The 22,500-nt window shown below is 36.2% G+C and carries 23 protein-coding genes; 21 read left to right on the top strand and 2 right to left on the bottom strand.

Features of this window, described 5'->3' with window-relative positions:
- Positions 1 to 13 precede the first annotated feature (13 nt).
- The 7 genes from MKY04_RS14055 to MKY04_RS14025 all read left to right on the top strand — a co-directional run bounded on the left by MKY04_RS14055 (position 14) and on the right by MKY04_RS14025 (position 5,098).
- Positions 14 to 370 carry a ribosomal-processing cysteine protease Prp gene (locus MKY04_RS14055; protein ID WP_126292697.1) on the top strand — a complete coding sequence of 119 codons (357 nt, stop codon included), beginning with the start codon at positions 14 to 16 and terminating at the stop codon, positions 368 to 370.
- Positions 367 to 666, top strand: a complete 300-nt coding sequence (gene rpmA, locus MKY04_RS14050) for a 50S ribosomal protein L27 (RefSeq protein ID WP_126292698.1) — start codon at positions 367 to 369, stop codon at positions 664 to 666. Before MKY04_RS14055 ends, rpmA begins: the two co-directional genes overlap by 4 nt.
- Positions 667 to 1,211: 545 nt before the next feature.
- On the top strand, positions 1,212 to 1,739 hold the full coding sequence (locus MKY04_RS14045) for a Spo0B domain-containing protein (RefSeq protein ID WP_126292699.1): 528 nt from the start codon (positions 1,212 to 1,214) through the stop codon (positions 1,737 to 1,739).
- 5 nt (positions 1,740 to 1,744) lie between these two features.
- Complete coding sequence (gene obgE / locus MKY04_RS14040) at positions 1,745 to 3,034, top strand: GTPase ObgE (protein ID WP_126292700.1); 1,290 nt, start codon at positions 1,745 to 1,747, stop codon at positions 3,032 to 3,034.
- Positions 3,035 to 3,073: 39 nt separating this feature from the next.
- Positions 3,074 to 3,529, top strand: coding sequence for an ACT domain-containing protein (locus tag MKY04_RS14035; protein ID WP_126292701.1), 456 nt, complete (start codon positions 3,074 to 3,076; stop codon positions 3,527 to 3,529).
- Between the two features lie 289 nt (positions 3,530 to 3,818).
- Entirely contained in the window at positions 3,819 to 4,691 is an 873-nt protein-coding gene (pheA, locus tag MKY04_RS14030; protein WP_126292702.1) for a prephenate dehydratase, read from the top strand.
- A gap of 17 nt (positions 4,692 to 4,708) precedes the next feature.
- Complete coding sequence (locus MKY04_RS14025) at positions 4,709 to 5,098, top strand: thiol-disulfide oxidoreductase DCC family protein (protein ID WP_346234604.1); 390 nt, start codon at positions 4,709 to 4,711, stop codon at positions 5,096 to 5,098.
- A gap of 62 nt (positions 5,099 to 5,160) precedes the next feature.
- Here MKY04_RS14025 and MKY04_RS14020 read toward each other — a convergent pair whose 3' ends face one another.
- Entirely contained in the window at positions 5,161 to 5,691 is a 531-nt protein-coding gene (locus MKY04_RS14020; RefSeq protein WP_126292704.1) for a transcription repressor NadR, read from the bottom strand.
- Positions 5,692 to 5,837: 146 nt separating this feature from the next.
- Between MKY04_RS14020 and MKY04_RS14015 the strand changes: the two genes are divergently transcribed.
- The 8 genes from MKY04_RS14015 (at position 5,838) to MKY04_RS13980 (ending at position 13,772) form a co-directional block, all read left to right on the top strand.
- Positions 5,838 to 7,052 (top strand): LysM peptidoglycan-binding domain-containing protein, encoded by a 1,215-nt coding sequence (locus tag MKY04_RS14015; RefSeq protein WP_346234603.1) that lies wholly within the window; start codon positions 5,838 to 5,840, stop codon positions 7,050 to 7,052.
- Between the two features lies 1 nt (position 7,053).
- Positions 7,054 to 7,908: a phosphotransferase gene (locus MKY04_RS14010; RefSeq protein WP_126292706.1), complete on the top strand. Its 855-nt coding sequence runs from the start codon at positions 7,054 to 7,056 to the stop codon at positions 7,906 to 7,908.
- A gap of 517 nt (positions 7,909 to 8,425) precedes the next feature.
- Positions 8,426 to 9,046, top strand: a complete 621-nt coding sequence (ruvA, locus tag MKY04_RS14005) for a Holliday junction branch migration protein RuvA (RefSeq protein WP_126292707.1) — start codon at positions 8,426 to 8,428, stop codon at positions 9,044 to 9,046.
- A gap of 15 nt (positions 9,047 to 9,061) precedes the next feature.
- Positions 9,062 to 10,066, top strand: a complete 1,005-nt coding sequence (ruvB, locus tag MKY04_RS14000) for a Holliday junction branch migration DNA helicase RuvB (protein WP_126292708.1) — start codon at positions 9,062 to 9,064, stop codon at positions 10,064 to 10,066.
- A gap of 27 nt (positions 10,067 to 10,093) precedes the next feature.
- Positions 10,094 to 11,131 carry a tRNA preQ1(34) S-adenosylmethionine ribosyltransferase-isomerase QueA gene (queA, locus tag MKY04_RS13995; RefSeq protein ID WP_126292709.1) on the top strand — a complete coding sequence of 346 codons (1,038 nt, stop codon included), beginning with the start codon at positions 10,094 to 10,096 and terminating at the stop codon, positions 11,129 to 11,131.
- A 186-nt stretch (positions 11,132 to 11,317) separates the two neighbouring features.
- Entirely contained in the window at positions 11,318 to 12,463 is a 1,146-nt protein-coding gene (gene tgt / locus MKY04_RS13990) for a tRNA guanosine(34) transglycosylase Tgt (RefSeq protein WP_126292710.1), read from the top strand.
- A 152-nt stretch (positions 12,464 to 12,615) separates the two neighbouring features.
- A complete protein-coding gene (yajC, locus tag MKY04_RS13985) occupies positions 12,616 to 12,879 on the top strand; it encodes a preprotein translocase subunit YajC (protein WP_126292711.1) in 264 nt (87 codons plus the stop codon).
- Between the two features lie 248 nt (positions 12,880 to 13,127).
- Complete coding sequence (locus MKY04_RS13980; protein ID WP_126292712.1) at positions 13,128 to 13,772, top strand: DUF421 domain-containing protein; 645 nt, start codon at positions 13,128 to 13,130, stop codon at positions 13,770 to 13,772.
- On the opposite strand, the gene MKY04_RS13975 is transcribed toward MKY04_RS13980, so the two are convergent.
- Positions 13,749 to 15,266, bottom strand: a complete 1,518-nt coding sequence (locus tag MKY04_RS13975; protein WP_126292713.1) for a putative polysaccharide biosynthesis protein — start codon at positions 15,264 to 15,266, stop codon at positions 13,749 to 13,751. The two genes, MKY04_RS13980 and MKY04_RS13975, sit on opposite strands and share 24 nt — an antisense overlap.
- Before the next feature lie 92 nt (positions 15,267 to 15,358).
- Here MKY04_RS13975 and MKY04_RS13970 point away from each other — a divergent pair, with 92 nt between their 5' ends.
- From MKY04_RS13970 to MKY04_RS13945, 6 genes are all read left to right on the top strand, one after another.
- Positions 15,359 to 15,676 (top strand): post-transcriptional regulator, encoded by a 318-nt coding sequence (locus tag MKY04_RS13970; RefSeq protein ID WP_126292714.1) that lies wholly within the window; start codon positions 15,359 to 15,361, stop codon positions 15,674 to 15,676.
- A gap of 191 nt (positions 15,677 to 15,867) precedes the next feature.
- The gene (gene secDF / locus MKY04_RS13965) at positions 15,868 to 18,135 is read left to right on the top strand and encodes a protein translocase subunit SecDF (RefSeq protein WP_346234602.1); all 2,268 of its coding nucleotides are present in this window, start codon (positions 15,868 to 15,870) and stop codon (positions 18,133 to 18,135) included.
- A gap of 306 nt (positions 18,136 to 18,441) precedes the next feature.
- Entirely contained in the window at positions 18,442 to 20,772 is a 2,331-nt protein-coding gene (recJ, locus tag MKY04_RS13960) for a single-stranded-DNA-specific exonuclease RecJ (protein ID WP_346234601.1), read from the top strand.
- 16 nt (positions 20,773 to 20,788) lie between these two features.
- Positions 20,789 to 21,301 carry an adenine phosphoribosyltransferase gene (locus MKY04_RS13955; RefSeq protein WP_126292717.1) on the top strand — a complete coding sequence of 171 codons (513 nt, stop codon included), beginning with the start codon at positions 20,789 to 20,791 and terminating at the stop codon, positions 21,299 to 21,301.
- A gap of 288 nt (positions 21,302 to 21,589) precedes the next feature.
- Positions 21,590 to 21,874: a nuclease-related domain-containing protein gene (locus MKY04_RS13950; protein ID WP_126292718.1), complete on the top strand. Its 285-nt coding sequence runs from the start codon at positions 21,590 to 21,592 to the stop codon at positions 21,872 to 21,874.
- 26 nt (positions 21,875 to 21,900) lie between these two features.
- On the top strand, positions 21,901 to 22,281 hold the full coding sequence (locus MKY04_RS13945) for a hypothetical protein (protein ID WP_346234600.1): 381 nt from the start codon (positions 21,901 to 21,903) through the stop codon (positions 22,279 to 22,281).
- Positions 22,282 to 22,500: the final 219 nt, after the last annotated feature.

The following is a 22,500-nucleotide window of genomic DNA, read 5'->3' as shown; positions in this document are numbered from 1 at the left end:
CGAGGTGAATGGAATGATTACTGTTACGATTCACCACGATGAAAATAGACATGTGTCTGCATTTGAGTTTACAGGTCATGCTGGCTATGATCAAACAGGAAAAGATTTAGTATGTGCTGGTGCATCAACTATTGCCTTTGGTACTGTTAATGCCATTTATGCACTATTGCAAATCGAACCTAAAATTGAACAAGCAGCAGAAGAAGGAGGCTACTTACGAGTAGATCTTCCTACTGATATTGACGCGGAAGTCGATGCAAAATTACAGCTTATTGTCCAAGTGATGACTGCTCAAGTTTACTCGATGGTTCAAAGCTATGGTCAATACATTCAAATCAACTACAACTTAGTAGGAGGTGGAACGAAATGAAATTGTTATTAACTTTAGACCTTCAATTTTTCGCTTCGAAAAAAGGAGTAGGTTCTACAAAGAACGGACGTGACTCTGAAGCAAAACGCCTTGGTGCTAAACGTGCTGATGGTCAATTCGTAACTGGTGGTTCAATTCTTTACCGTCAACGCGGTACAAAAATTTACCCAGGAACAAATGTAGGCCGTGGTGGTGATGACACACTTTTCGCTAAAGTTGACGGCGTTGTAAAATTCGAACGTTTAGGTCGCGACAAGAAAAAAGTAAGTGTTTACCCAGTAGCTCAAGAAGCTTAATTTTATACAAAATTTAAGGACTGCTAGTCAGCAGTCCTTTTTTAATGAATTAGAAAGTATAAAATTTTTAAATAAAATCTTGTACCAAAACTATATTTCGACTTGCTCTGTATCCCGATTGAAAATACAATGGTGATTTTAGCTAAAGAACTAATAGCTTGAAGTTCACGAAAGTGGGGCAATCTGTTCTAAACATGTGGGTGCTACGTTTTTTGCAAGGCGGAGCTAAAGGGAGCTTTTGATTTTTTTTATGAATAACTGGAATTTTCTTATAGTATTTACCTTCACTCAGGAAAGAATGAAGATAATGCCACCAGCGAGAAATGTGATTTCGAATGAGAATGTAAGAAGTTAGACAAAATTTGTTGGACCCATGCGTCAACTGATTTTTTGCTGACCCAATACGAATATGAAATCCATCCGCTGGTTTGGAAGGTGTAATTGAATTAACTAAATATAAGTGATAGGGGAAAAATCTAGTAAAACTTGTTATACTAAAATTCATATCAGTACTATAATTGTTTAGTTTTGATTGGAGGATCCACATGAAAACTCTAGCACTTTCGGTTAATGAAATTATAAGATTTGCCAATCATGATTTTATGAATCAACTTCAACTAATTAAAATGAATTTAGATTTGGGCAATGTAGAAGAAGCAAAATTAATTATTGAAAGAGCTTCAGAGCAGTGTAAAACTATTTCGAATCTCAATTTATTACAACTGCCGAAAACAGTCGAGTGGCTGCAAACTCTACATTGGAGATACCCAGCTTTTGAATTAATACTTAAAAGTAATGTAACAGTTCCAGTTGACATGAAAAAAGATGAGCAAATTGTAGAATACTTAGAAAAGACAGTTATTCATGTCTACGATCGTTTAGATCCATATACTGAGCAACAATTATTCATAAAAATTGATTCTGATGAAAATGGTTTTAATTTGATTTTTGATTTAAAAGGAAATTGGGAAGAACATTTATTTAGTCATCAAGAATTAACCAATTTAACAGTTAAAACATATGAGCAAACAGGTGTTTCTTGGAAATATGTTTTAAGCTTAGAACAGGAGTGAAAGTAATGTTTGTCGATCACGTTAAGATTTATGTGAAAGGTGGCGATGGCGGAGATGGTATGGTCGCCTTTCGTCGAGAAAAATATGTACCTAATGGAGGACCAGCTGGCGGAGATGGTGGTCATGGAGGGAATGTTGTATTTGAAGTAGAAGAGGGCTTGCGTACCTTAATGGATTTCCGCTACAAACGCCATTTTAAAGCTGAACGCGGCGAGCATGGGATGAGTAAAGGGATGCACGGAAGAAATTCGGCTGATTTAATCGTAAAAGTTCCTCCTGGTACGGTTGTTATGAATGAAGAAACAGGCGCAGTCATTGCAGACTTAGTAGAACACGGACAAAAAGCTGTTATTGCTCGAGGTGGCCGAGGTGGTCGAGGAAATACTCGTTTTGCTACTCCTGCAAATCCTGCTCCAGAACTTGCAGAAAAAGGGGAGCCAGGGCAGGAATTAAATGTTATATTAGAATTAAAAGTTTTAGCCGACGTAGGTTTAGTAGGCTTTCCAAGCGTTGGTAAATCAACTTTACTATCTGTCGTGTCAGCAGCAAAACCAAAAATTGGTGCATATCATTTTACAACGATTGTCCCTAATTTAGGAATGGTTGAAACAGAAGATGGTAGAAGCTTTGCAATGGCGGATTTACCTGGCCTAATTGAAGGTGCCCATCAAGGTGTCGGACTTGGGATGCAATTCCTTCGTCATATTGAACGTACTAGAGTTATTGTACACGTAATCGATATGTCCGGTATGGAAGGCCGCGATCCTTATGAAGACTATGTAACAATAAATGAAGAATTAAAACAATATAATTTACGCCTAACGGAAAGACCGCAAATCGTTGTTGCAAATAAAATGGATATGCCTGAAGCTGAAGAGAACTTAAAAGTGTTTAAGGAAAAAGTGGGGGATACTGTAAAAGTATTTCCAGTCTCAGCGATATCACGCCAGGGCTTAAAACCAGTTTTATTTGAAATAGCTGATTTACTTGAAGTAACGCCTCATTTCGAGTTGCATGAAGTAGTAGCAGAAGATAGCGATACAACAGTTCTTTACAAGCATGAGAAAAAAGGTGAAGACTTCGAAATTACTCGAGATGATGATGGAGCATATGTAATTTCAGGATATTCTATTGAACGTCTATTTAAAATGACTGATTTCAGTCGTGAGGATGGTATCCGCCGTTTTGCCCGCCAGTTGCGCGCAATGGGTGTTGATGATGCATTACGTGAGCGCGGGGCGACTGATGGGGATATCGTTCGTTTACTTGAATTTGAATTTGAATTTGTTGAATAACCATATATATTAACTTATTGCTGATTTTGGGGGGAGAGTATGAAAAACGTTGCGAATCAACGGTATTATCTAGTCCGTGAAGACGTACTAACAGATGCGATGCAAAAAACATTAGAAGCAAAACATCTTTTGCAAAGTGGTGCTGTATCATCTATTTGGGATGCAGTAAAGGAAGTGGATTTATCGCGGAGTGCTTTTTATAAATATCGTGATGCTGTTTTTCCTTTTCACTCCATCGTCAGAGAAAGAATCTTAACGATTTTTATACAGCTGCAGGATGAAAAAGGTACATTAGCAAAACTTCTAGAAATAATTACTGTAGCACATTGCAACGTTCTAACGATCCATCAAACAATCCCGATTCAAGGGCGGGCAAATGTCACGCTTTCGTTAGATGTAACAAGTATGGAAATAGAGTTGGATGAACTGCTGCAACAATTAAAGAGGCTAGAATTTGTAGAGTCAGCGGAAGTTATAAGTTCCGGCGCATTATAGTAGTAAATTGAAGGCCGTACATTTACGCTTGTGCAGATCAAAACGCCCTGTCTTATCCTATTCCTGTCAATGTGATATTGACGGAAAAAATTAAAGCAATGGCGACAATGAATTGTACATCTATGTAAATCGAAGAGGGTTTTAAAACATCCATCAACTCATCGAAGGAGCAGCCGCTACCTACAAAAAAATACATTTGAAAGAGAGCAAAAATATTTATTGCTCTCTCTTTTTCAACTAAAACTGATTGAAAATTTAATTTATTTGAAAATTTAGGGGGCATTTAAAAGTGAAAAATGAACAATGGGAGAGACGGATTGCTTATCTAGGACCCGAAGCTTCCTTTACATATTTAGCGACAAAAGGTCTTTTTCCTCATGAGAGGCTTATACCATATACGACAATTCCAGAATGTATTGAAGCGGTATCTAAAGACGCAGTAGACTTTGCAGTTGTACCTGTTGAGAATGCCTTGGAAGGATCAGTGCCTCTTACTGTCGATTATTTGTATCATGAAGCCAATTTATTTGTAGTTGGTGAAGTTTTATCAAAAATTCAACAACATTTAATGGTAAATAAAGCACAACGAAACAATTGGCAAAATGTTGAGGGGATTTATTCTCATCCTCATGCTTTAGCACAGTGTCATAAATATTTATTTTATCGTTTTAGCGGCGTCACTTTGCACCAGTATTCCTCAACAGCAGCTGCTGCAAAGCTTGTAGCAGATAATCCGGATCGTTGTATCGCTGCGATTGGAAATACGTCATCAGCAGAAAAGTACGGGTTGGAAATTGTAGAGCATAATATCCATGATTTTCATTTTAACCATACTCGCTTTTTTGTTTTATCAAAGCAAAATATACGTCTTCCTATAGAAAATTCACAAGGTAACTCTAAAACAACCTTTATGCTAACTTTGCCAACAGATGAATCTGGGACATTGCATCAAGTCCTATCTGTTTTTGCATGGCGTAAATTGAACTTAAGTAAAATTGAATCACGGCCATTAAAGACTGGATTAGGACATTATTTCTTTATCATTGATATAGTTGCTGATGAAAATGAGTCAATGATGAAAGGGGCGCTAGAGGAATTAGCTTCACTTGGCTGCACAGTAAAATCGCTCGGAACATATTATACATATTTAACACCAGAGTGAGAAATGGAGGATGCAATTTGAGTCATATCATTTTATTCGATGGTGAGTGTAATTTCTGCAATCAAACTGTTTTATTTATACTAAAACGGGATCGTCAAAAACATTTTAAATTTGCATCTATTCAAAGTGAAATCGGCCAGGAATTATTTATGAACTATGATATACCAAAAACAGTTGATAGTGTTATTCTCATTGAAGGGAATAGGTATTTTACAAAATCAACTGCAGTTCTGCGTATTTGTAAAAACCTTGATCGATTATGGAAGATGTTTTACTTTTTCATCATCATCCCAGCTCCTATTCGTGATATTGCTTATAATTTTGTTGCAAAGAAGAGATATTTGCTAGGGAAGAAAAATGCTTGTATCATTCCTAAAAAAGAAGACTTAGATCGCTTTTTGTCATGAAAATGAGGGGGCCTTCCGAAACTCTTTACCGAAATGGTAAAAGTGGAATGCCCCCTTCAAATTCATCCCTCAATCAAATAACCCTTTTGTCGTAGCATTTGTTCACAGCGATCAAGTTGTTCACTGGAAGGTGCCGAAATAACGTGTAAATGTGTTCCATTAGTTAAATTAGACAAATAGTTTGCCCTTGTCTCTTTTACACGAGCAAGAAAATTATTTACGTCCATTCGATTTGATAACATCATAGAGGCAGTAATTTCCCCATAAACAGGATGTTCAACAATAACATTTTTAATTGTTACACCGCAGTCGACAATTGTTAGCATTTCGTCTTCTGCTTGTTCAGCTGTATGTAAACAAACAATTTTTCTTTCAAATGTTTCGATACTTTCATCCATCTTTAAATATAGATATCCTTGACTAGTTGCCATAATGGGCTCATTTTTAGCTTTTAATAAATTCATGTCATTTACAATTACTTGTCTAGAGACGTTTGCATGCTTTGCTAAATCCGTGCCAGTAATTGGACCATTAGAATTTTTTAATATTGTTAATAGCTCCTGGCGCCTTTCTTCTCCCAACATTTTTTTCATTGTGACACCTCATTCTTATTAAATTTCATGTATATACAATACTCCATCATACATAGTTTATCACGAGGAACTAAATAAAACGTTGTATTTTTTTGTGTCCTTTTCCTATGAGTCACATATTATAAAACGAGAAAAGGAGGATGTTTGTGCGAATTCATATTGTTCAAAAAGGTGAAACGCTCTGGAGAATAGCGAAACATTATGGGATAGGTTTAGATGAATTAAAACGTTTAAATGCTCATTTAGCAAACCCTGATTATATTGTTCCGGGAATGGAAATCGTCTTACCTGAGACGGCGAATGCTCCTGAAAATCCGGGATCAAAGGCAGGAATGACAAAAGAACAACAGACTGCGCCTATTACATCTAAAGCTGTTGAAACAGCTCCTAAAGAAATCATGACAAAGGAACAACCTAAACCAGTAAAAGAAATTCCTAAAGTTGTAGAAACAGCGCCAATGCCAAAACCAATGCCAGAACCTGTACCAATGCCACAACTAGATTTAACGCCGCAATTCCATTTTGATTTTGCACCACAAATGCATTTCCAACAACCACATGCAGTGCCAGCGCCACAACCACAGCCGATGCCAATGCCGCAGCCACAGCCAATATTTATAGAGATGCCGCAACCAATGCCAATGCCGCAGCCTCAGGTCCAACAAGTACAACAAGTAGTTGAAAAAGAAGTGGAAAAAGAAGTAGAATATGTGCCTATTCCACAGCCGCATATTGTATACGTACCATATATTCCACATCCACAACCGCAATATCATCACCCAATGCCATGCGGATGCAAAGAACAACATTTTCATCATCCAAAACCATGTGGATGTAAGGAACAACCGATTTATCATCACCCATCACCATGTGGTTGTTATGAACCGCAGCATATGAGTTATGACTGTGGATGTCAAGGCGGCTACGCACCTCAACAAGTTATGTCTTATAATATGCCGTATTTTGAACCGAATTATGATATTTCACCAGTAATGGATACTAATTATCCAGAAGATGAAGGATTACCTGATTGGTTAGTAGATTCTTCTTCCATGAGCTCAAATCAAAATGAAGATTTAGCTCAATACGTAATGTCAGAGCAGTATGAAGATGATACAGACGATAAAGATTGTGATAAAGATACAAATGTAGCTGGCGTATCAGATTATAATCAAGATATGTACAATTATGATCATGGAGTTCAGCCGTCTCATGCTTACTATGGCAATTATGATATGCAGCAAGTAATGCCGCAACAAGTGATGCCTTACATGATGCCACAGCAGCAATTTATGTATCCAAACTGCCATAAGCCTTATATGAATCCATATTCATCACATTACACACCTTGGAATTATTAAAATGCAAATAAAGAACAATATATGGAAGCATGAGACATCAAAAGGCACTTTATTTATAAAAAAATATGAAAATTCCTCTGTAGCTCAAAAAGTAAAATTAATTCATCAGCAGTTAGAAGCAATCAAGTTTCCATATGTTATTCCCTTGAAAAAAAGCAGGGAACCCGATTTACTTGTTCAACTTTGGCAGCCAAACAGCATGAGTGCAGACTTCTCAAATATAAATCAACGGAAGCAAGCTTTAAAAATTTTAAAATCATTGCATGAGACAGGCGACAAGATAGACTGGAAAAGTCATCTTGTCATACCAAAACAAAATCTATTTCATAAATGGAATGCCCGCCTTGAAAAGTTTATATTGAATGAGGAAGAATTACGCCCGTTTTTACATCACGCATATTATGATATTACACTCTTTGCGAGTAAAGTATTAAAACAAATGCGTAGGCAAAAACAAAAAGTAAGTGGTAAATTGACACTACTTCATGGTGATGTTGTTCATCATAATTTTTTAGTTTGTGAAGATAAAACCATGAAGTTGATAGATTTTGATTTAGCAGTTGTAGGGGATTCTGCTGAAGAAATGATTTTATGGATGCACCGAGCATTGCCAACAATTAATTATGATTTAAAAAGTTTATTAAATGAGCATCCATTTTTATACGATCTTTGTTTGCAAAAAATTTATTATCTTCAATATCCAAATGAATTACTGCGAGAATGGCTATATGTTTTACAACTAGGTGATTATGATAAAGAGGCTTTTTTAGACTATTTAATGCCATTTACTGAAAAAGCATTAAGGCATTGGCCTGATTTGATTAATGAAATTGAAATTTTACAAAGGAAAGATTAATAACAAGATAAATTATGTTAGAATTAATAAAAATCTATTAAATAGAGAATTTAAATGGCCGTCTAAAAAGGACGGTCTTTCTTTTGTAGAATAAGATAGAGAAATTTTTTTGTGTAGTAGGAATTAGGGATCTAACGAGTCATGATGTCGTACGGAGGTAATATTCTCGTTCTCCAACACTACGAGGCTTACTTGCGTTGTACAGAGTTGTTACACGCTTTAATTAATGCCCTCTTGCAGTACAATTGTGCTTCTTTTTTCTAGTATTTTTTGAACCAACATAAAGTAAATAACTGATAGAAAAATTTCGCATGAATTTTTAATGTATTAGCGATTTGATCTTTGAATAAGAAAGTATTAATCATTTGCTTTAAGCCACTCTTTTCGTCTGTGCATGGGATGGCATGTTAGCCAACGTGCAGCTAAATGGGACTTGCTCTTTATAAAGAAGATATTTTGTTCGGGTTAAACGCGAACAGTATGCTATAATTTTAAACAGTGAATGCGAGGGATTTAGATGTATGATTACATAATTGGTCAAATTACTAGAATTACACCAGAATATATAGTACTAGAGCAACAAGGAATTGGATGGCAAATCTACTCGCCTAATCCTTTTGCTTTTCGTCTAAAAGAGGAGCTTCAACAAATATTTGTACATATGCATGTTCGTGAAGATGCTCAAATGTTATTCGGGTTTCGATCGCTTGATGAACGTGAGCTTTTTCGAAAATTAATTCTTGTATCCGGCATTGGTCCAAAAGGAGCGTTGGCAATTTTAGCGAGCGGGAATCCATCCCAAGTGATACAAGCAATTGAATTAGAAGATGAAGCCTTTTTAGTTAAATTCCCAGGAGTAGGTAAAAAAACTGCACGACAAATGATTTTAGATTTGAAAGGGAAACTGGGGGCTTTACTTGAGAAAGTTGAATTGCCGAGTTTGGAAGATGAGTTGCCACTGTTTGGTATAAATCCTAATAAGCACGAATTAGAAGAAGCGATGCTTGCACTAACGGCGCTTGGTTATTCCGAGAAGGAGTTAGCGAAAATTAAACCGAGCCTAGAGGAAAATGAACAGCTTACAACAACAGAAGGCTATATGAAACATGCATTACAGCTATTGTTAAATTTAAAGTAAGAGGGGTGAGTGATGATGACAGAAAGAATCATTTCGAGTGAAGCAAATGAATTTGAGGAACAACTTGAACTTTCACTCCGACCTCAAAGGTTGTCGCAATATATTGGTCAACAAAAAGTTAAGGATAACTTAACTATTTTTATCGAAGCAGCGAAACTTCGCCAGGAAAGCCTTGATCATTGTTTACTTTACGGTCCTCCTGGATTAGGGAAAACTACACTTGCTTCAGTTATTGCAAATGAAATGGATGTAAATATTCGATTAACGAGTGGCCCAGCTATTGAACGGTCTGGTGATCTAGCTGCAATTGTAAGCTCTCTTCAACCGGGTGACGTGTTGTTTATTGATGAAATTCATCGTCTTCCACGAGCAATAGAAGAGGTATTGTATCCTGCGATGGAGGACTTTTGCCTTGATATTGTAGTGGGAAAAGGTCCTGAAGCACGTTCAATTCGACTTGAATTACCGCCATTCACATTAGTGGGCGCAACAACAAAAGCCGGTTCTTTATCTGCGCCTTTAAGGGATCGCTTTGGTGTGTTACTGCGCCTGGATTATTACGATGAAGCGTCCTTAATTGAAATTGTATTACGCAGCAGCCATTTATTTAATGTTGATATCGAACGAGCTGCAGCACGGGAAATTGCAAGACGCTCAAGGGGGACGCCTCGAATTGCCAATCGTTTGCTAAAACGAGTAAGGGATTATGCGCAGGTTATAGGGGATGGTTCGATTTCCTATACACTTGCAAAACAAGCGCTGGAATTATTGCAGGTGGACCCACTAGGACTTGATCATATCGATCGTAAGTTAATGATTAGCATGATTGATGGATTCCGTGGCGGACCTGTTGGGCTTGATACATTGGCTGCTTCAATTGGGGAAGAACGGGTTACAATTGAAGATGTATATGAACCATATTTAATGCAAATTGGTTTTATACAGCGAACGCCAAGAGGACGAGTTGCAACCAAATTAGCATATGATCATTTTGGTTATACTTATCCAGAACAACCTTAAAAAAGCTAGAAAAAGGAAGTATTTAAAATGAAAGTAGAAGATTTTGATTTCCATTTACCAGAAGAATTAATTGCACAAACACCACTAGAGGATCGTACTGCAAGTCGGTTGATGATTGTAGATCGAAAAACAGGTGAAGTGGAGCATAGTCTATTTAAACATATTGTAGAAGAGTTGCATGAAGGGGATTGCCTCGTTTTAAACGATACTCGTGTAATGCCAGCACGATTATTTGGTGAAAAGGAAGAAACAGGTGCCCATATAGAGCTTTTATTATTAAAGCAGGGTAGTGATGATGAGTGGGAGACACTTGTAAAGCCTGCAAAACGAGTTAAAGTTGGCACGGTAATTACATTCGGTGACGGCTTGCTTAAAGCAACCTGTACAGGTGAATTAGATCATGGCGGTAGAATGTTTAAATTCAGCTATGATGGTATTTTTTACGAAATTTTGGACAAATTAGGGGAAATGCCATTACCTCCTTATATACATGAAAAATTAGATAATCGTGAACGTTATCAAACGGTTTATTCAAAAGAAATTGGTTCAGCTGCCGCACCAACAGCAGGCCTGCATTTTACTAACGAATTATTAGATGAAATTAAGGCAAAAGGTGTAGAAATTGTCTTTATTACACTACATGTTGGACTTGGAACGTTTCGCCCAGTAAGTGTTGATTCGATTGAAAACCATGATATGCATTCAGAATTTTATAGTGTAACTGAAGAAGCTGCACAAACAATTAACCGTATAAAAGCAAACGGTGGAAAAGTTATTGCAGTTGGTACAACATCAACACGTACGCTTGAAACAATTGCCCATAAATATGATGGTGAAATTCGAGCTGAGCAAGGGTGGACAAACATCTTTATTTACCCAGGCTTTGAATATAAAGCAATCGATGGGTTAATAACGAACTTCCATCTACCTAAATCAACATTAGTTATGTTAGTTAGTGCGCTAACTTCTAGAGAAATTATATTAAATGCGTATAATATAGCAGTGGAAGAAAAATATCGCTTCTTTAGCTTTGGAGATGCTATGTTTATTCGCCCAATTCGATAAGGATAAAGTTGCTTTTTACTTAAACCAACTATTAATTTTTTGAAGAGTGCAGCACATGCATTGTGGCCTAAAGTCGAGTATGCTTGCCACGAAGGTAAAAATAGCCACTTGTCCTCGGAGATTTTAAGCAGCTCAAGGGCTATGAGGACTCTTGCACTTTTCTTAGAGAGAGGAAATAAATCAAACATGACAAAACCAGCAGTAACTTATGAATTAATTAAAACTTGTAAGCAAACAGGTGCAAGACTTGGAATTGTTCATACACCACATGGTTCTTTTGAGACGCCGGCATTTATGCCTGTAGGTACTCAAGCAACTGTAAAAACAATGTCACCAGAAGAATTAAAAGAAATGAATGCGGGTATTATTTTATCGAACACTTATCATTTATGGCTTCGTCCTGGCAACGATATCATTAAAGAAGCTGGAGGTCTTCATAAGTTTATGAACTGGGACCGTCCAATTTTAACTGATTCTGGGGGATTTCAAGTATTTTCATTAAGTGATTTTCGTAAAATTAAAGAAGAAGGAGTTCATTTCCGCAATCATTTAAATGGAGATAAACTATTCTTAAGTCCAGAAAAGGCGATGGAAATTCAAAATGATTTAGGCTCAGATATTATGATGGCCTTTGATGAATGTCCACCATATCCTGCAACGTACGAATATATGCTGGATTCTGTAGATCGTACAACACGCTGGGCAAAGCGTTGTAAAGAAGCGCATAAACGACCAGAGGATCAAGCTCTATTCGGTATTGTTCAAGGTGGAGAATATGAAGAGTTGCGTAAACGATCAGCCGAGGCTTTAGTTGAACTTGATTTACCAGGATATGCAGTCGGCGGACTTTCAGTTGGGGAGCCAAAGGATATTATGAATCGTATGCTTGAATATACGACTCCATTGCTGCCTGAAAATAAACCAAGATATTTAATGGGGGTAGGGTCACCCGATTCATTAATCGATGGGGCAATTCGCGGCATCGATATGTTTGACTGTGTATTACCTACTCGTATAGCACGTAACGGAACATTAATGACATCAGAAGGCCGTATAGTGATAAAAAATGCAAAATATGCACGTGATTTTGGACCGCTTGACCCGAATTGTGATTGCTATACTTGTAAAAACTATACTCGTGCATATGTGCGCCACCTTTTCCGAACTGAAGAAACATTTGGACTTCGTTTAACAACGTATCATAATTTACATTTCTTATTAAATTTAATGGAACAAGTTAGACAAGCTATTCGAGAAGATCGACTTGGAGACTTCCGTGAAGAATTTTTCGAAAAATACGGGTTTAATAAACCAAATGCCAAAAATTTCTAAAACTTCATATCATGGATAAATAAAAATGCTTAAAATTTTAGTATTTTTGAAAAAAATATGATTATTTTCATAAAAATGATAGTTTCAAATCGCTTTTTCTACTCGTTTTATACTATACTTAATAAGTGAGATTTTTGAAAGGAGGTCTATATATGGGAGATTCATTATTAGGTTTATTACCAATACTTGTTATGTTCGTTGCAATGTGGTTTATTTTAATCCGTCCAGCACAAAAAAGGCAAAAAGCAACTGCACAAATGCAGAGCAGCTTAAAGCGCGGGGATAAGGTTGTAACGATTGGTGGTCTTCACGGCCAGGTAGACGCTATTGAGGATTCAGCAGTTGTTATTATTGTTGATGGAAATACACGTTTAAAATTTGAGCGTCAAGCAATCGGACGGGTAATTACAGATTAATATTTGAAATTCAAAAAGCTTACTAATTTGGACATGCTCCGAATTAGTAAGCTTTTTATTGTATATAGGGCAGTATAAACCTCCCTTAAGAAGTGGCTAGAAGCTACAGCACCTTAAAATGAGATTAACCCCAAAGTTAAAAGTGACATCGATTCTAGTTAAGAAACAATGAGATTTTACCCTTTTCTTATTTTATTGAATAGTAATGAATTGAAGTGCCTACAATGTTTGAAGAGAGGATGTGTACAATGGAAGTATATTTGGAACTCCTTTTTAGAACAGTATTTTTATATATATTTATCTTAATTGTCTTTCGCCTTATGGGTAAGAGAGAAGTGGGCGAATTAAGTATTATGGACTTAGTTATATTTGTTTTAATCGCAGAGTGTGTTGCATTTGCATTAGAGGGTATAGATAAACCAATTTTCGAAAGCATTTTACCGATTATCATCTTATTTGCGATACAATATTTAAATTCACTCATAACTTTAAAAAATAAGCGTATCCGTGATGTAATCGATGGGGATCCTTCTATCATTGTTCGTGATGGCGTCATCAATCAGGAGGAAATGAAAAAGCAAAGGTACAATTTAGATGACTTGTTTCAACAAATGCGTGAAGAAAGAATTCCCTCGATACAAAATATCGCATACGCTTTTCTAGAACCTTCCGGAAAATTATCGATTTTTTTAAAGAATGAAGATCCACTTATTTTACCGCTAGTTGTTGACGGCTTTATTGTCGATAAACATTTAGAGCTAATACAGCAGGACAGGGATTGGCTTATCCAAAATTTAAGTCGAGAAGGTTATGGAAATATTAAAGATATTTTTTATTGTTGCTATGAGAATAACGAATTTCATGTACAATTAAACTCGACGAGAAAGAATTGATCGTAAATAATTAAAATCACTCCATTTAAATTGGTTTGTTAAAATTAACAGCACAGTTAGAATGATTAATGTGATGACACTATTTGTCCAAAAATCAAACGATAATATCGGTAAAATAAATGTTTGAATGATGCATGTGAGAATGAATATACCGTACGGAATAGCAAAAAAGCGGAAGCCTGCGCTGATCATCTTATGTCCTCGAAGTGTTGCAATATGTAAAAATGATGTAACTAAAACACCAAATCCTATTGCAATAATGGCACCTCGTTCTTGAATAAATGGCTGCGAGGCTAGTACAAACATAATAAATAACTTGCCGAGTCCGCCATAAATAGAGTTCATCATAGCAGGGCGGGCTTCGTCAACTGCTTGCAAAATAGAATGAAGCGGGCTCTGAATATAATAAAAATAAAAAATCGGTGCAAGTATTCGCATAAATCCTCTATTTTCTTCTAGATGGAAAAGTCTCATTGCCAATTCGTCTCCATGCAGGAAAAAATAAGTAGCTGCATAACAGCCAATTAATGATGATAAGCGCAAGGAAATACCAATCCGTTCGTTTAATAAATGATGATTGTTTCTTGCAACCGCATCACTAACAGCAGGGATGAGAACAATTGCAAGTGCATTCGGAATAAAAGATGGGAATAACAGTAATGGTATGTGAACACCTGAAATAATTCCGTACAAAGTCGTTGCACCTGCTGCGGTAACACCTGCTACTGTAAGAGCTTTTAAAAAGACAATTGGTTCTAAAAACCAAGTGAATGTTCCAAATAGTCTACTGCCGGCAGAAGGAACTGCTATACGCAATAAAGGCATTGCTGGATAAGCTTTTTTAGGGTCTGATTGTCTAGGCCTTTTTTTCTTAATGTTGTAGTGAATATATAAATAGATAAATGAGAAGAGCTCTCCAATAGCTGTAATAGCCATTGCATATCCAGCTGTTGCAGCAGGATTATCTGGTGTTGCGAAAAATGGCAATAAAAATGTGATTAGGACTATACGTATAACTTGTTCCAACATTTGGGACCAAGCAGTTGCTGAAATGACAGCAATTCCTTGTAGATACCCTCTAAAAAGTCCAGAGAATACGACAATTGGTACAGCACCTAAAGCGATGTAGAGCGTAAACTTTGTTGCTTCATTATGTAAAAGGGTGCCCGCCAAATATGGAATAAAGTAATAAAGTAATGGTGTGAAAATAATGATTGATAGGATGGACCATCGTGTAGCAGTTTGCATAACAGACTTTAATTGTCCATCTCTTCTTTTAGCATGTAGTTCGGCTACAATTTTAGCAACCGCAATAGGGATGCCTAGTTGTAGTACTGAAATGAAAAAAACAAAAGCGGGGTATGACGTCATATATATCCCGACTGCTTCTTCCCCTGCAATCCTCATAAACTGAATTCTATATATGAAGCCAAACAACTTCGACAAGAAAATAACAAACGTTAAAAAAATAGTTCCTTTAACAAATGATCCCATTCATTCAATCCCTTCTCATTTCCAAAAATATCAGATACAATATTTGTATGCTTGGACTTTGCTAGTTAAAACTACTGGTTGGGGTGATTGTAATGATTCAGTACGAACAGCTATACAATAAAGTTTTACCAGTATTACAAAGCAAATTAGATGAAATAAATTATTATGAATATGATGGAATGACTACAGAAGAGATATGGAATTTTTGCATTCAAAAAAAGTGGAGAAAAAAAAGAATTGAAGAACTTCGCTTGTTTGAAATTGTAGAAACTATTTATTCCATAAAACCGTCAGAAATAGTAAGCTATTTTCAAATTCAACAGTTTCAAACAACAAATTGGTTTAATGATATAACTCAAGATGAATTACGCATGCTATTAGAACCTAATTTTTCGAAGGAAAAACAATAATTACTGGATGATTCGGTTTGACAGCTAGACAAAGGTGACTCATAATGAATTTGTTACATAAGAAATAGATGATTTGACTTAGTTCCAATCATTAAAAAGTTTATGCTTTTGTATTATTTTTGAAAGAGAACGCTTTTTGCGTTTTTGTGTGTACAAAGCGGGGTACGCACAAACTTGAGGAGGACATTTAGATGAAGTTAAAAAGCCGCATCTTTACTTTTGTACTTATTGCAATTGTTCTGTTTGCTGCAATGGGTACAACAGTAAAAGAAGTTTTAAAAGATGTAAATCTCGGCTTGGATTTACAAGGTGGATTTGAAGTTTTATATGAAGTAGAGCCTTTAGAAGATGGACAAGAAATCACAGAGAGTGTTATGACGGATACGACTACTGCGCTTTCAAATCGTATTAACCAATTCGGTGTAAGCGAACCGAGTATTCAAGTTGAAGGTGACGATAGAATTCGTGTACAGCTAGCTGGGATTGACGATCAATCATCGGCCCGCGAATTATTATCGAGCACAGCTAACTTAACATTCCGTGATGTAAATGACAACCTATTGCTAGATGGTAAAGATTTAGTAGAAGGTGGAGCTGCAGCTTCATTTGACCAGCAAAACCGACCAATTGTTACACTTACATTAAAAGATGCTTCGAAGTTTGCCGAAGTAACAGAAAAAATTTCAAAAATGCCCGCTGGAGAAAATCTTTTAGTTGTATGGTTGGATTTTGAAGAAGGTGTAGACTCTTACAAAGCTGAATCAGCAAAACCAAAACCAAAATTCGTTTCGGCAGCATCTGTAAATCAAGTATTAAATACAACAGATGTTATGATTAGCGGAAACTTTACAGTTCAAGAAACAAAGGATTTTGCCAGTGTGTTAAATGCAGGTGCATTACCTGTAAAATTAACTGAAATTTATTCAACATCTGTTGGAGCCCAATTTGGTGATCAAGCATTAAAAAGTACAGTATTTGCAAGTATCATAGGGGTACTTTTAATATTTGTATTTATGCTATTTTATTATCGACTTCCAGGTTTTATTTCGATTATTACTCTTTCAGTATTTACTTATTTAGTGTTAGTCGTATTTAATGCAATTAATGCTGTCCTAACATTACCAGGTATCGCTGCCCTTGTACTAGGTATCGGTATGGCAGTCGATGCAAATATTTTAACTGCGGAACGTATTCGAGAAGAATTGCGAGTGGGCAAATCTATTAAAGATGCTTACAACCTCGGCTCAAAACAATCGTTGTCTGCAATTATTGATGCACAATTAACAACATTACTTGCTGCAGCTGTATTATTCTATTTTGGTACAAGCTCTGTAAAAGGTTTTGCCACAACGCTTATCATTACAATTTTGCTAAGCTTTGTGACAGCTGTTTGGTTGTCGCGTGTATTAGGTGGTCTGCTTGTAAAGAGCGGATACTTTAATAGTCCATTCTTATACGGTGTTAAAAAATCGAAAATCCATGATTCTTCAGAAGAGTTGGAAACATTGGATTTATCAACGAATTTTGACCGTCTTGATTTCGTGCATAACCGTAAAAAGTTTTATACGTTGTCTGTTGCTATTATGATTGTTGGTATTATAATCATAAGCATCTTTAAATTGAACTTAGGTATTGACTTCTCAAGTGGTACACGTGTCGAAATCCTTACAGAAGAACAAACATCTCAAGAGGAAATGAATGATTATTTAGAAGGTATAGGATTCCCTTCAGATAAAATTGTTATTTCTGGCGAGGAGCAAAATACAGCAGTCATCACGTACAAGGATGACTTGAATCAACAAGAAATATTAGATTTAAAAGCTGCTGTTAAGAAGGATTATGGTGAAGAGCCAAGTGTTAGTACTGTCTCTCCAACAGTTGGCCGAGAATTGGTGAAAAATGCCATTTATGCTCTAGCATTAGCAGCGCTAGGAATTATTATTTATGTTGCCTTCCGCTTTGAATGGCGCATGGGTGTTGGTGCGATTGCATCGTTACTGCACGACGTATTCTTCATGGTAGCTATTTTCAGCTTCTTGCGATTAGAAGTAGATATTACGTTTATCGCTGCTATTTTAACAATTGTCGGTTATTCAATTAATGATACGATTGTTACATTTGACCGTATCCGTGAAAATATTGATCGGAAAGAAAAAGTTACAACAAAAGAAGAACTTGCAGAAATTGTTAATAAATCGCTTCGTCAAACAATGGCACGTTCTGTTAATACAGTATTAACTGTAATTATTGTTGTTGTGGCACTGTTAATCTTTGGTGCCCCAGCAATCCGCAACTTCTCAATAGCATTGCTTATCGGGTTAGTAACTGGTATGTATTCATCTATTTGTATTGCGGCACAAATTTGGTATACATTAAAATGCCGTGAAATGGATAAAAAAGGCACTGTTGTTGAGAAAAAAGAGAAAAAACAATGGGGTTCTGACGAGCCAGTTGTTTAATAAAACTAATAATAAGAGCTGTTTATTAATCCAGTTCAATATATGATTCACTTACAACTTGCAAAAAAATCTGCTCATTCTAATTTTTAGACATGAGCAGATTTTTCTTTATTTAGGCTAGCTTTTTATTGATTGGGTGGAAAGTGGATTATACATTTGCTCCTGCGTTACTCTTCGCAAATACATTTAAAGATGAAGTCAATTCAAAAAGGCAACCTTTTCTTTAGGAAAGTTTACCAATCTATTTCATGATTAGTAGTCTATGAAGAATTCCGGTATAATAAAAGAGTTAAGGAAGTGAAAAAAATGATTGAATCAAAAAAGAAATGGATTGTTCAGCAACCAAATGAAAATGATATTGCTCGATTACAAAACGACTTACATATATCATCACTTGCTGCCAAAATATTAGTTGCAAGGGGTTTTACATCGTCTGAAGATGCAAAGTCTATTTTACATACAAATGAAAAAAACTTACATGATCCGTTTTTGTTGCACGGGATGAAAGAGGCAGTGGAAAGAATTGAGGTCGCTTTAGAAAATGGAGAGAAGATTCTAGTATACGGCGACTATGACGCGGATGGCATTACAAGTACGACGGTCATGTTGAATGTCTTATTAGACTTAGGAGCTAATGTCGATTTTTGTATTCCAAATCGCTTCACACATGGCTATGGTCCTCATGAGAAATTATTTCGGAAGGCATATGAAGATGGTGTTCAATTAATTATTACTGTCGATAATGGGATTAGCGGAATTGAACCAATTCGTATTGCAAAAGAGCTAGGTATGGATGTCATCGTAACAGATCATCATGAAGCAGGTGAAGAATTGCCTCCTGCAGATGTTATTGTTCATCCTCGAGTGCCAGAAGGACATTACCCTTTTGGTGAATTGGCAGGTGTAGGGGTTGCCCTTAAATTAGCACATGCATTATATGGTGAAGTACCAGAGCATTTATTTGAATATGCAGCAGTTGGTACAGTTGCAGACCTTGTACCACTTGTTGGGGAAAATCGGTACATTGTACAACAAGGGATTTTACAATTGCGATCATCCTATAACCCTTGGATTCGTGCTTTATGTGAGATTTCGGGTATAAAACAGCATGAAATTGATGAAGATGCCATAGGGTTTTATTTTGCTCCGCGATTAAACGCCATTGGTAGATTAGGAGATGCAGATCCTGGGGTACACTTTTTAATGAGTGAAAATGATAGTGATGCAATACAGGGTGCACAACAATTAAATAAAAAAAATAGTGAACGTAAGGAAATCGTCAATACAATTACAGAACAAGCGATTGATATGATTGAAAACGATCCAGTAATTTCAAATTCTCTAGTCATTGTAGTTGCCAAAGAGGGATGGAATCCAGGAGTTATTGGAATAGTTGCGTCCCGTTTAGTAGAAAAGTATTATCGACCGACAATTGTATTATCATTAGACCCAAATTTAGGGACAGCAAAAGGCTCTGGACGGAGTATTGAAGGATTCCACTTATATAATGAGCTTGCTAAAAATAGAGATATACTTCCACACTTTGGAGGACATCCGATGGCAGCGGGAATGACCTTTGGTATGGAATATGTGGATGAACTGCGTCAACGTCTTCATGAGCAGGCAGAGCAATGTTTAACAGATGACTTATTAGAACCAAAGCTGTTAGTAGATGTGCCATTAGAGATTAGCGAGATTTCAGTAGAATCAATTGAAGAAATCAAAAAGCTTGCCCCTTTTGGTACAGGCTTTGCTAAACCTGTTTATGCATTACAAAACGTTAAAGTTCGCTCGATGCGAAAAATTGGCGCAGCTGATAATCATATAAAATTGGAGCTTGAGGATTCTCATGGTACTATCGATGCGATTGGCTTTAATAAGGGCTATTTGCATGATGAGATTACTTATGGAGTACAATTATCGTTTGTAGGTGATTTACAAATAAATGAATGGCAAGGAAATAAAAAGCCTCAAATAATGATATCGGATGTTCAAACGGATGAATGGCAGCTATATGATTATAGAGGGAAAAAACCTGTTCAAAGGTGGATTAATACATTACCGTTAACACAGTGTGCATTATTAGCATTCCAACAAAATACAGTGGAATATTTTAAAGCAATCATAAATGAACCAATCTATTTAGTAGGTGAGCAAGGGACAGACTATTCGTCTCCTTATATCGTGCTGTTAGATTTGCCTCAAAATGTTGAAATGCTAGAAATGGTAATTAAGCAATATGAGCCGAAAAGAATTTATGCAGTATTCTTTACGCAGGATTCGCAATTTTTCAATGGCATGCCTACTCGAGAACATTTTGCATGGTATTATACATTTCTAAAGAAACGGCCGGCATTTCATTTACAAAACCATATGCAACAACTATCACAGCACATAGGATTAAATATTGAAGTAATTAAATTTATGACAAACGTGTTTTTTGAACTAGGATTTGTTAAAATAGAAAATGGTCTGACAACTATAAATAGTGATGCACCAAAACGTGCACTCACTGATGCATCAATCTATAAAAAGCGTGTAGAACAATTAGAAATCGAGCAGAAGCTCTTGTATGCACCTTACTTAGAATTGAAACAATGGTTTAATGAACGAATGAAGGAATATCAGTATTCCTAAGGAGGATAAATTGATAATGGATTTAAAGCAATATGTAACAACGGTTGAAAACTGGCCTAAAGAAGGAATTAGCTTCAAAGATATTACGACTATTATGGATAACGGTCCAGCTTTCAAATATGCAGCAGATGAAATCGTAAAATTCGCAAAAGAAGTAGGAGCAGAGATTATTGTTGGTCCTGAAGCGCGCGGATTTATTATTGGTTGTCCAGTCGCATATGCTCTTGAAGTAGGATTTGCCCCAGTACGTAAAGAAGGGAAATTACCTCGTGAGGTAGTTCGTGTTGAATACGGCTTAGAGTATGGTAAAGACGTATTAACAATGCACAAAGACGCAATTAAACCTGGTCAAAAGGCATTAATCGTTGATGATTTATTAGCAACTGGTGGAACTGTGGATGCAACAATCCAGTTAATCGAAAAATTAGGCGGCGTTGTAGCTGGCTGCGCATTTATCATTGAATTAAAAGAGTTAAATGGCCGCGGTAAAATTGGCGAGTACCCTGTAAAAACATTAATCGAATACTAACAAATATCTACCTCTTTCAAAGCTATTAGTTTTGAAAGAGGTTTATTATATTTAATGAATATCTAGCGAGGTTGTGATTACGTATAGATCATTCGTTTTCTGTAAGGATTAGTTAGTAAACTTCTAAAACACTTCAAAAATTGAAATTCCATTAAAACCCAATATTTTCTTTCATCTCCTCTCTTTTAAGTACAATTAAAGGGGGGGATGCCTTTGGTTGTAATTGAACGATTAATGCCATCAAAGATAGCCATATTGGGAAGCATTAAGTCGTAGAGCACAAATGATATGATATCAGGTCTTCTAAAACGTGCTGAAATAGGCTATAAAGGCGAATTAAGAGTTGACGCCTACTGGCATGAAATTGATTTGCCAGAAAATACGTTTTTTTTTCATAATTACGAAACTTTAGGCCATCAAATTGATACATTACTTGCCTGTGAATATTTCATCCTTATCATTGAAATAAAAATGTTTCAGGTTTTATTTGGTATGAAGAAGACAAGCATCAGTTTATACGTAAGAAAAAAACTGGAGAAATTGAAAGCTTCCAAAGTCCGATTGAGCAAGTAAAACGCCATGCTGAATTTATTGAAGGAGTGGTTGGGAGATTAGGATTATCTGTTCCTGTTCACAAAGGAGTTGTCATCGCAGAACCAACAACAGTTATTGGTAAAATACCTGGAGAAATTCCTATTTTCCATGCAATTGGTTTGCGAACAGAAGTGAAGAAGTTATTATTAAAATATAAGAAACCTTTAATTGCAGATGTTCACTTTGAATTATTAAAGCAAAACTTCTTAAATTGTATTATCCGGGTGTCTATAAGCCTCGTTTTGAAATTCCATCTATTCGAAAAGGTGCAATTTGTACTTGTGGCAGAACAATGCAATACAAACGGGGCAAATTTATCTGTTCTTGTGGAGTTGAATGAAAGGAAGCATTATTACAAGTGTTGCATGATTATCGTTTACTACTAAATGAGTGGATTACAAATAGAGAATTTCGAGATTTCTTTTTAATTGAGAGTGAAGATACAGTCAATAAAATATTAAAAAGGCTAGATTTTCATTATGAGGGTAAGAACAAAAATAGGCGCTATTTAATTCGGAAAGACATTTGGCGGATAAATTGATAAAATTGGCGGATAAACCCGAAAATTTGGCGGATATGAGAACAAAAAGGACAACACTCAACAT

Origin of the sequence: Lysinibacillus telephonicus (assembly GCF_039654155.1) — a bacterium.
In the GTDB taxonomy this organism is placed as follows: Bacteria; Bacillota; Bacilli; order Bacillales_A; family Planococcaceae; genus Ureibacillus; species Ureibacillus telephonicus.
The sequence above is the reverse complement of the archived record's forward strand: the minus strand, read 5'-3'. Positions and strand labels throughout refer to the sequence as shown.

Coding starts and splice junctions, on each gene's coding strand:
- secDF (WP_346234602.1), top strand. CDS start 15,868: ATGAAGTTAAAAAGCCGCATCTTTACTTTTGTACTTATTGCAATTGTT.
- MKY04_RS13975 (WP_126292713.1), bottom strand. CDS start 15,266: ATGGGATCATTTGTTAAAGGAACTATTTTTTTAACGTTTGTTATTTTC.
- tgt (WP_126292710.1), top strand. CDS start 11,318: ATGACAAAACCAGCAGTAACTTATGAATTAATTAAAACTTGTAAGCAA.
- yajC (WP_126292711.1), top strand. CDS start 12,616: ATGGGAGATTCATTATTAGGTTTATTACCAATACTTGTTATGTTCGTT.
- queA (WP_126292709.1), top strand. CDS start 10,094: ATGAAAGTAGAAGATTTTGATTTCCATTTACCAGAAGAATTAATTGCA.
- MKY04_RS13980 (WP_126292712.1), top strand. CDS start 13,128: ATGGAAGTATATTTGGAACTCCTTTTTAGAACAGTATTTTTATATATA.
- rpmA (WP_126292698.1), top strand. CDS start 367: ATGAAATTGTTATTAACTTTAGACCTTCAATTTTTCGCTTCGAAAAAA.
- MKY04_RS14010 (WP_126292706.1), top strand. CDS start 7,054: ATGCAAATAAAGAACAATATATGGAAGCATGAGACATCAAAAGGCACT.
- MKY04_RS13950 (WP_126292718.1), top strand. CDS start 21,590: ATGATATCAGGTCTTCTAAAACGTGCTGAAATAGGCTATAAAGGCGAA.
- MKY04_RS14045 (WP_126292699.1), top strand. CDS start 1,212: ATGAAAACTCTAGCACTTTCGGTTAATGAAATTATAAGATTTGCCAAT.
- MKY04_RS14035 (WP_126292701.1), top strand. CDS start 3,074: ATGAAAAACGTTGCGAATCAACGGTATTATCTAGTCCGTGAAGACGTA.
- MKY04_RS14020 (WP_126292704.1), bottom strand. CDS start 5,691: ATGAAAAAAATGTTGGGAGAAGAAAGGCGCCAGGAGCTATTAACAATA.
- recJ (WP_346234601.1), top strand. CDS start 18,442: ATGATTGAATCAAAAAAGAAATGGATTGTTCAGCAACCAAATGAAAAT.
- obgE (WP_126292700.1), top strand. CDS start 1,745: ATGTTTGTCGATCACGTTAAGATTTATGTGAAAGGTGGCGATGGCGGA.
- ruvA (WP_126292707.1), top strand. CDS start 8,426: ATGTATGATTACATAATTGGTCAAATTACTAGAATTACACCAGAATAT.
- ruvB (WP_126292708.1), top strand. CDS start 9,062: ATGACAGAAAGAATCATTTCGAGTGAAGCAAATGAATTTGAGGAACAA.
- MKY04_RS13955 (WP_126292717.1), top strand. CDS start 20,789: ATGGATTTAAAGCAATATGTAACAACGGTTGAAAACTGGCCTAAAGAA.
- MKY04_RS14055 (WP_126292697.1), top strand. CDS start 14: ATGATTACTGTTACGATTCACCACGATGAAAATAGACATGTGTCTGCA.
- MKY04_RS13970 (WP_126292714.1), top strand. CDS start 15,359: ATGATTCAGTACGAACAGCTATACAATAAAGTTTTACCAGTATTACAA.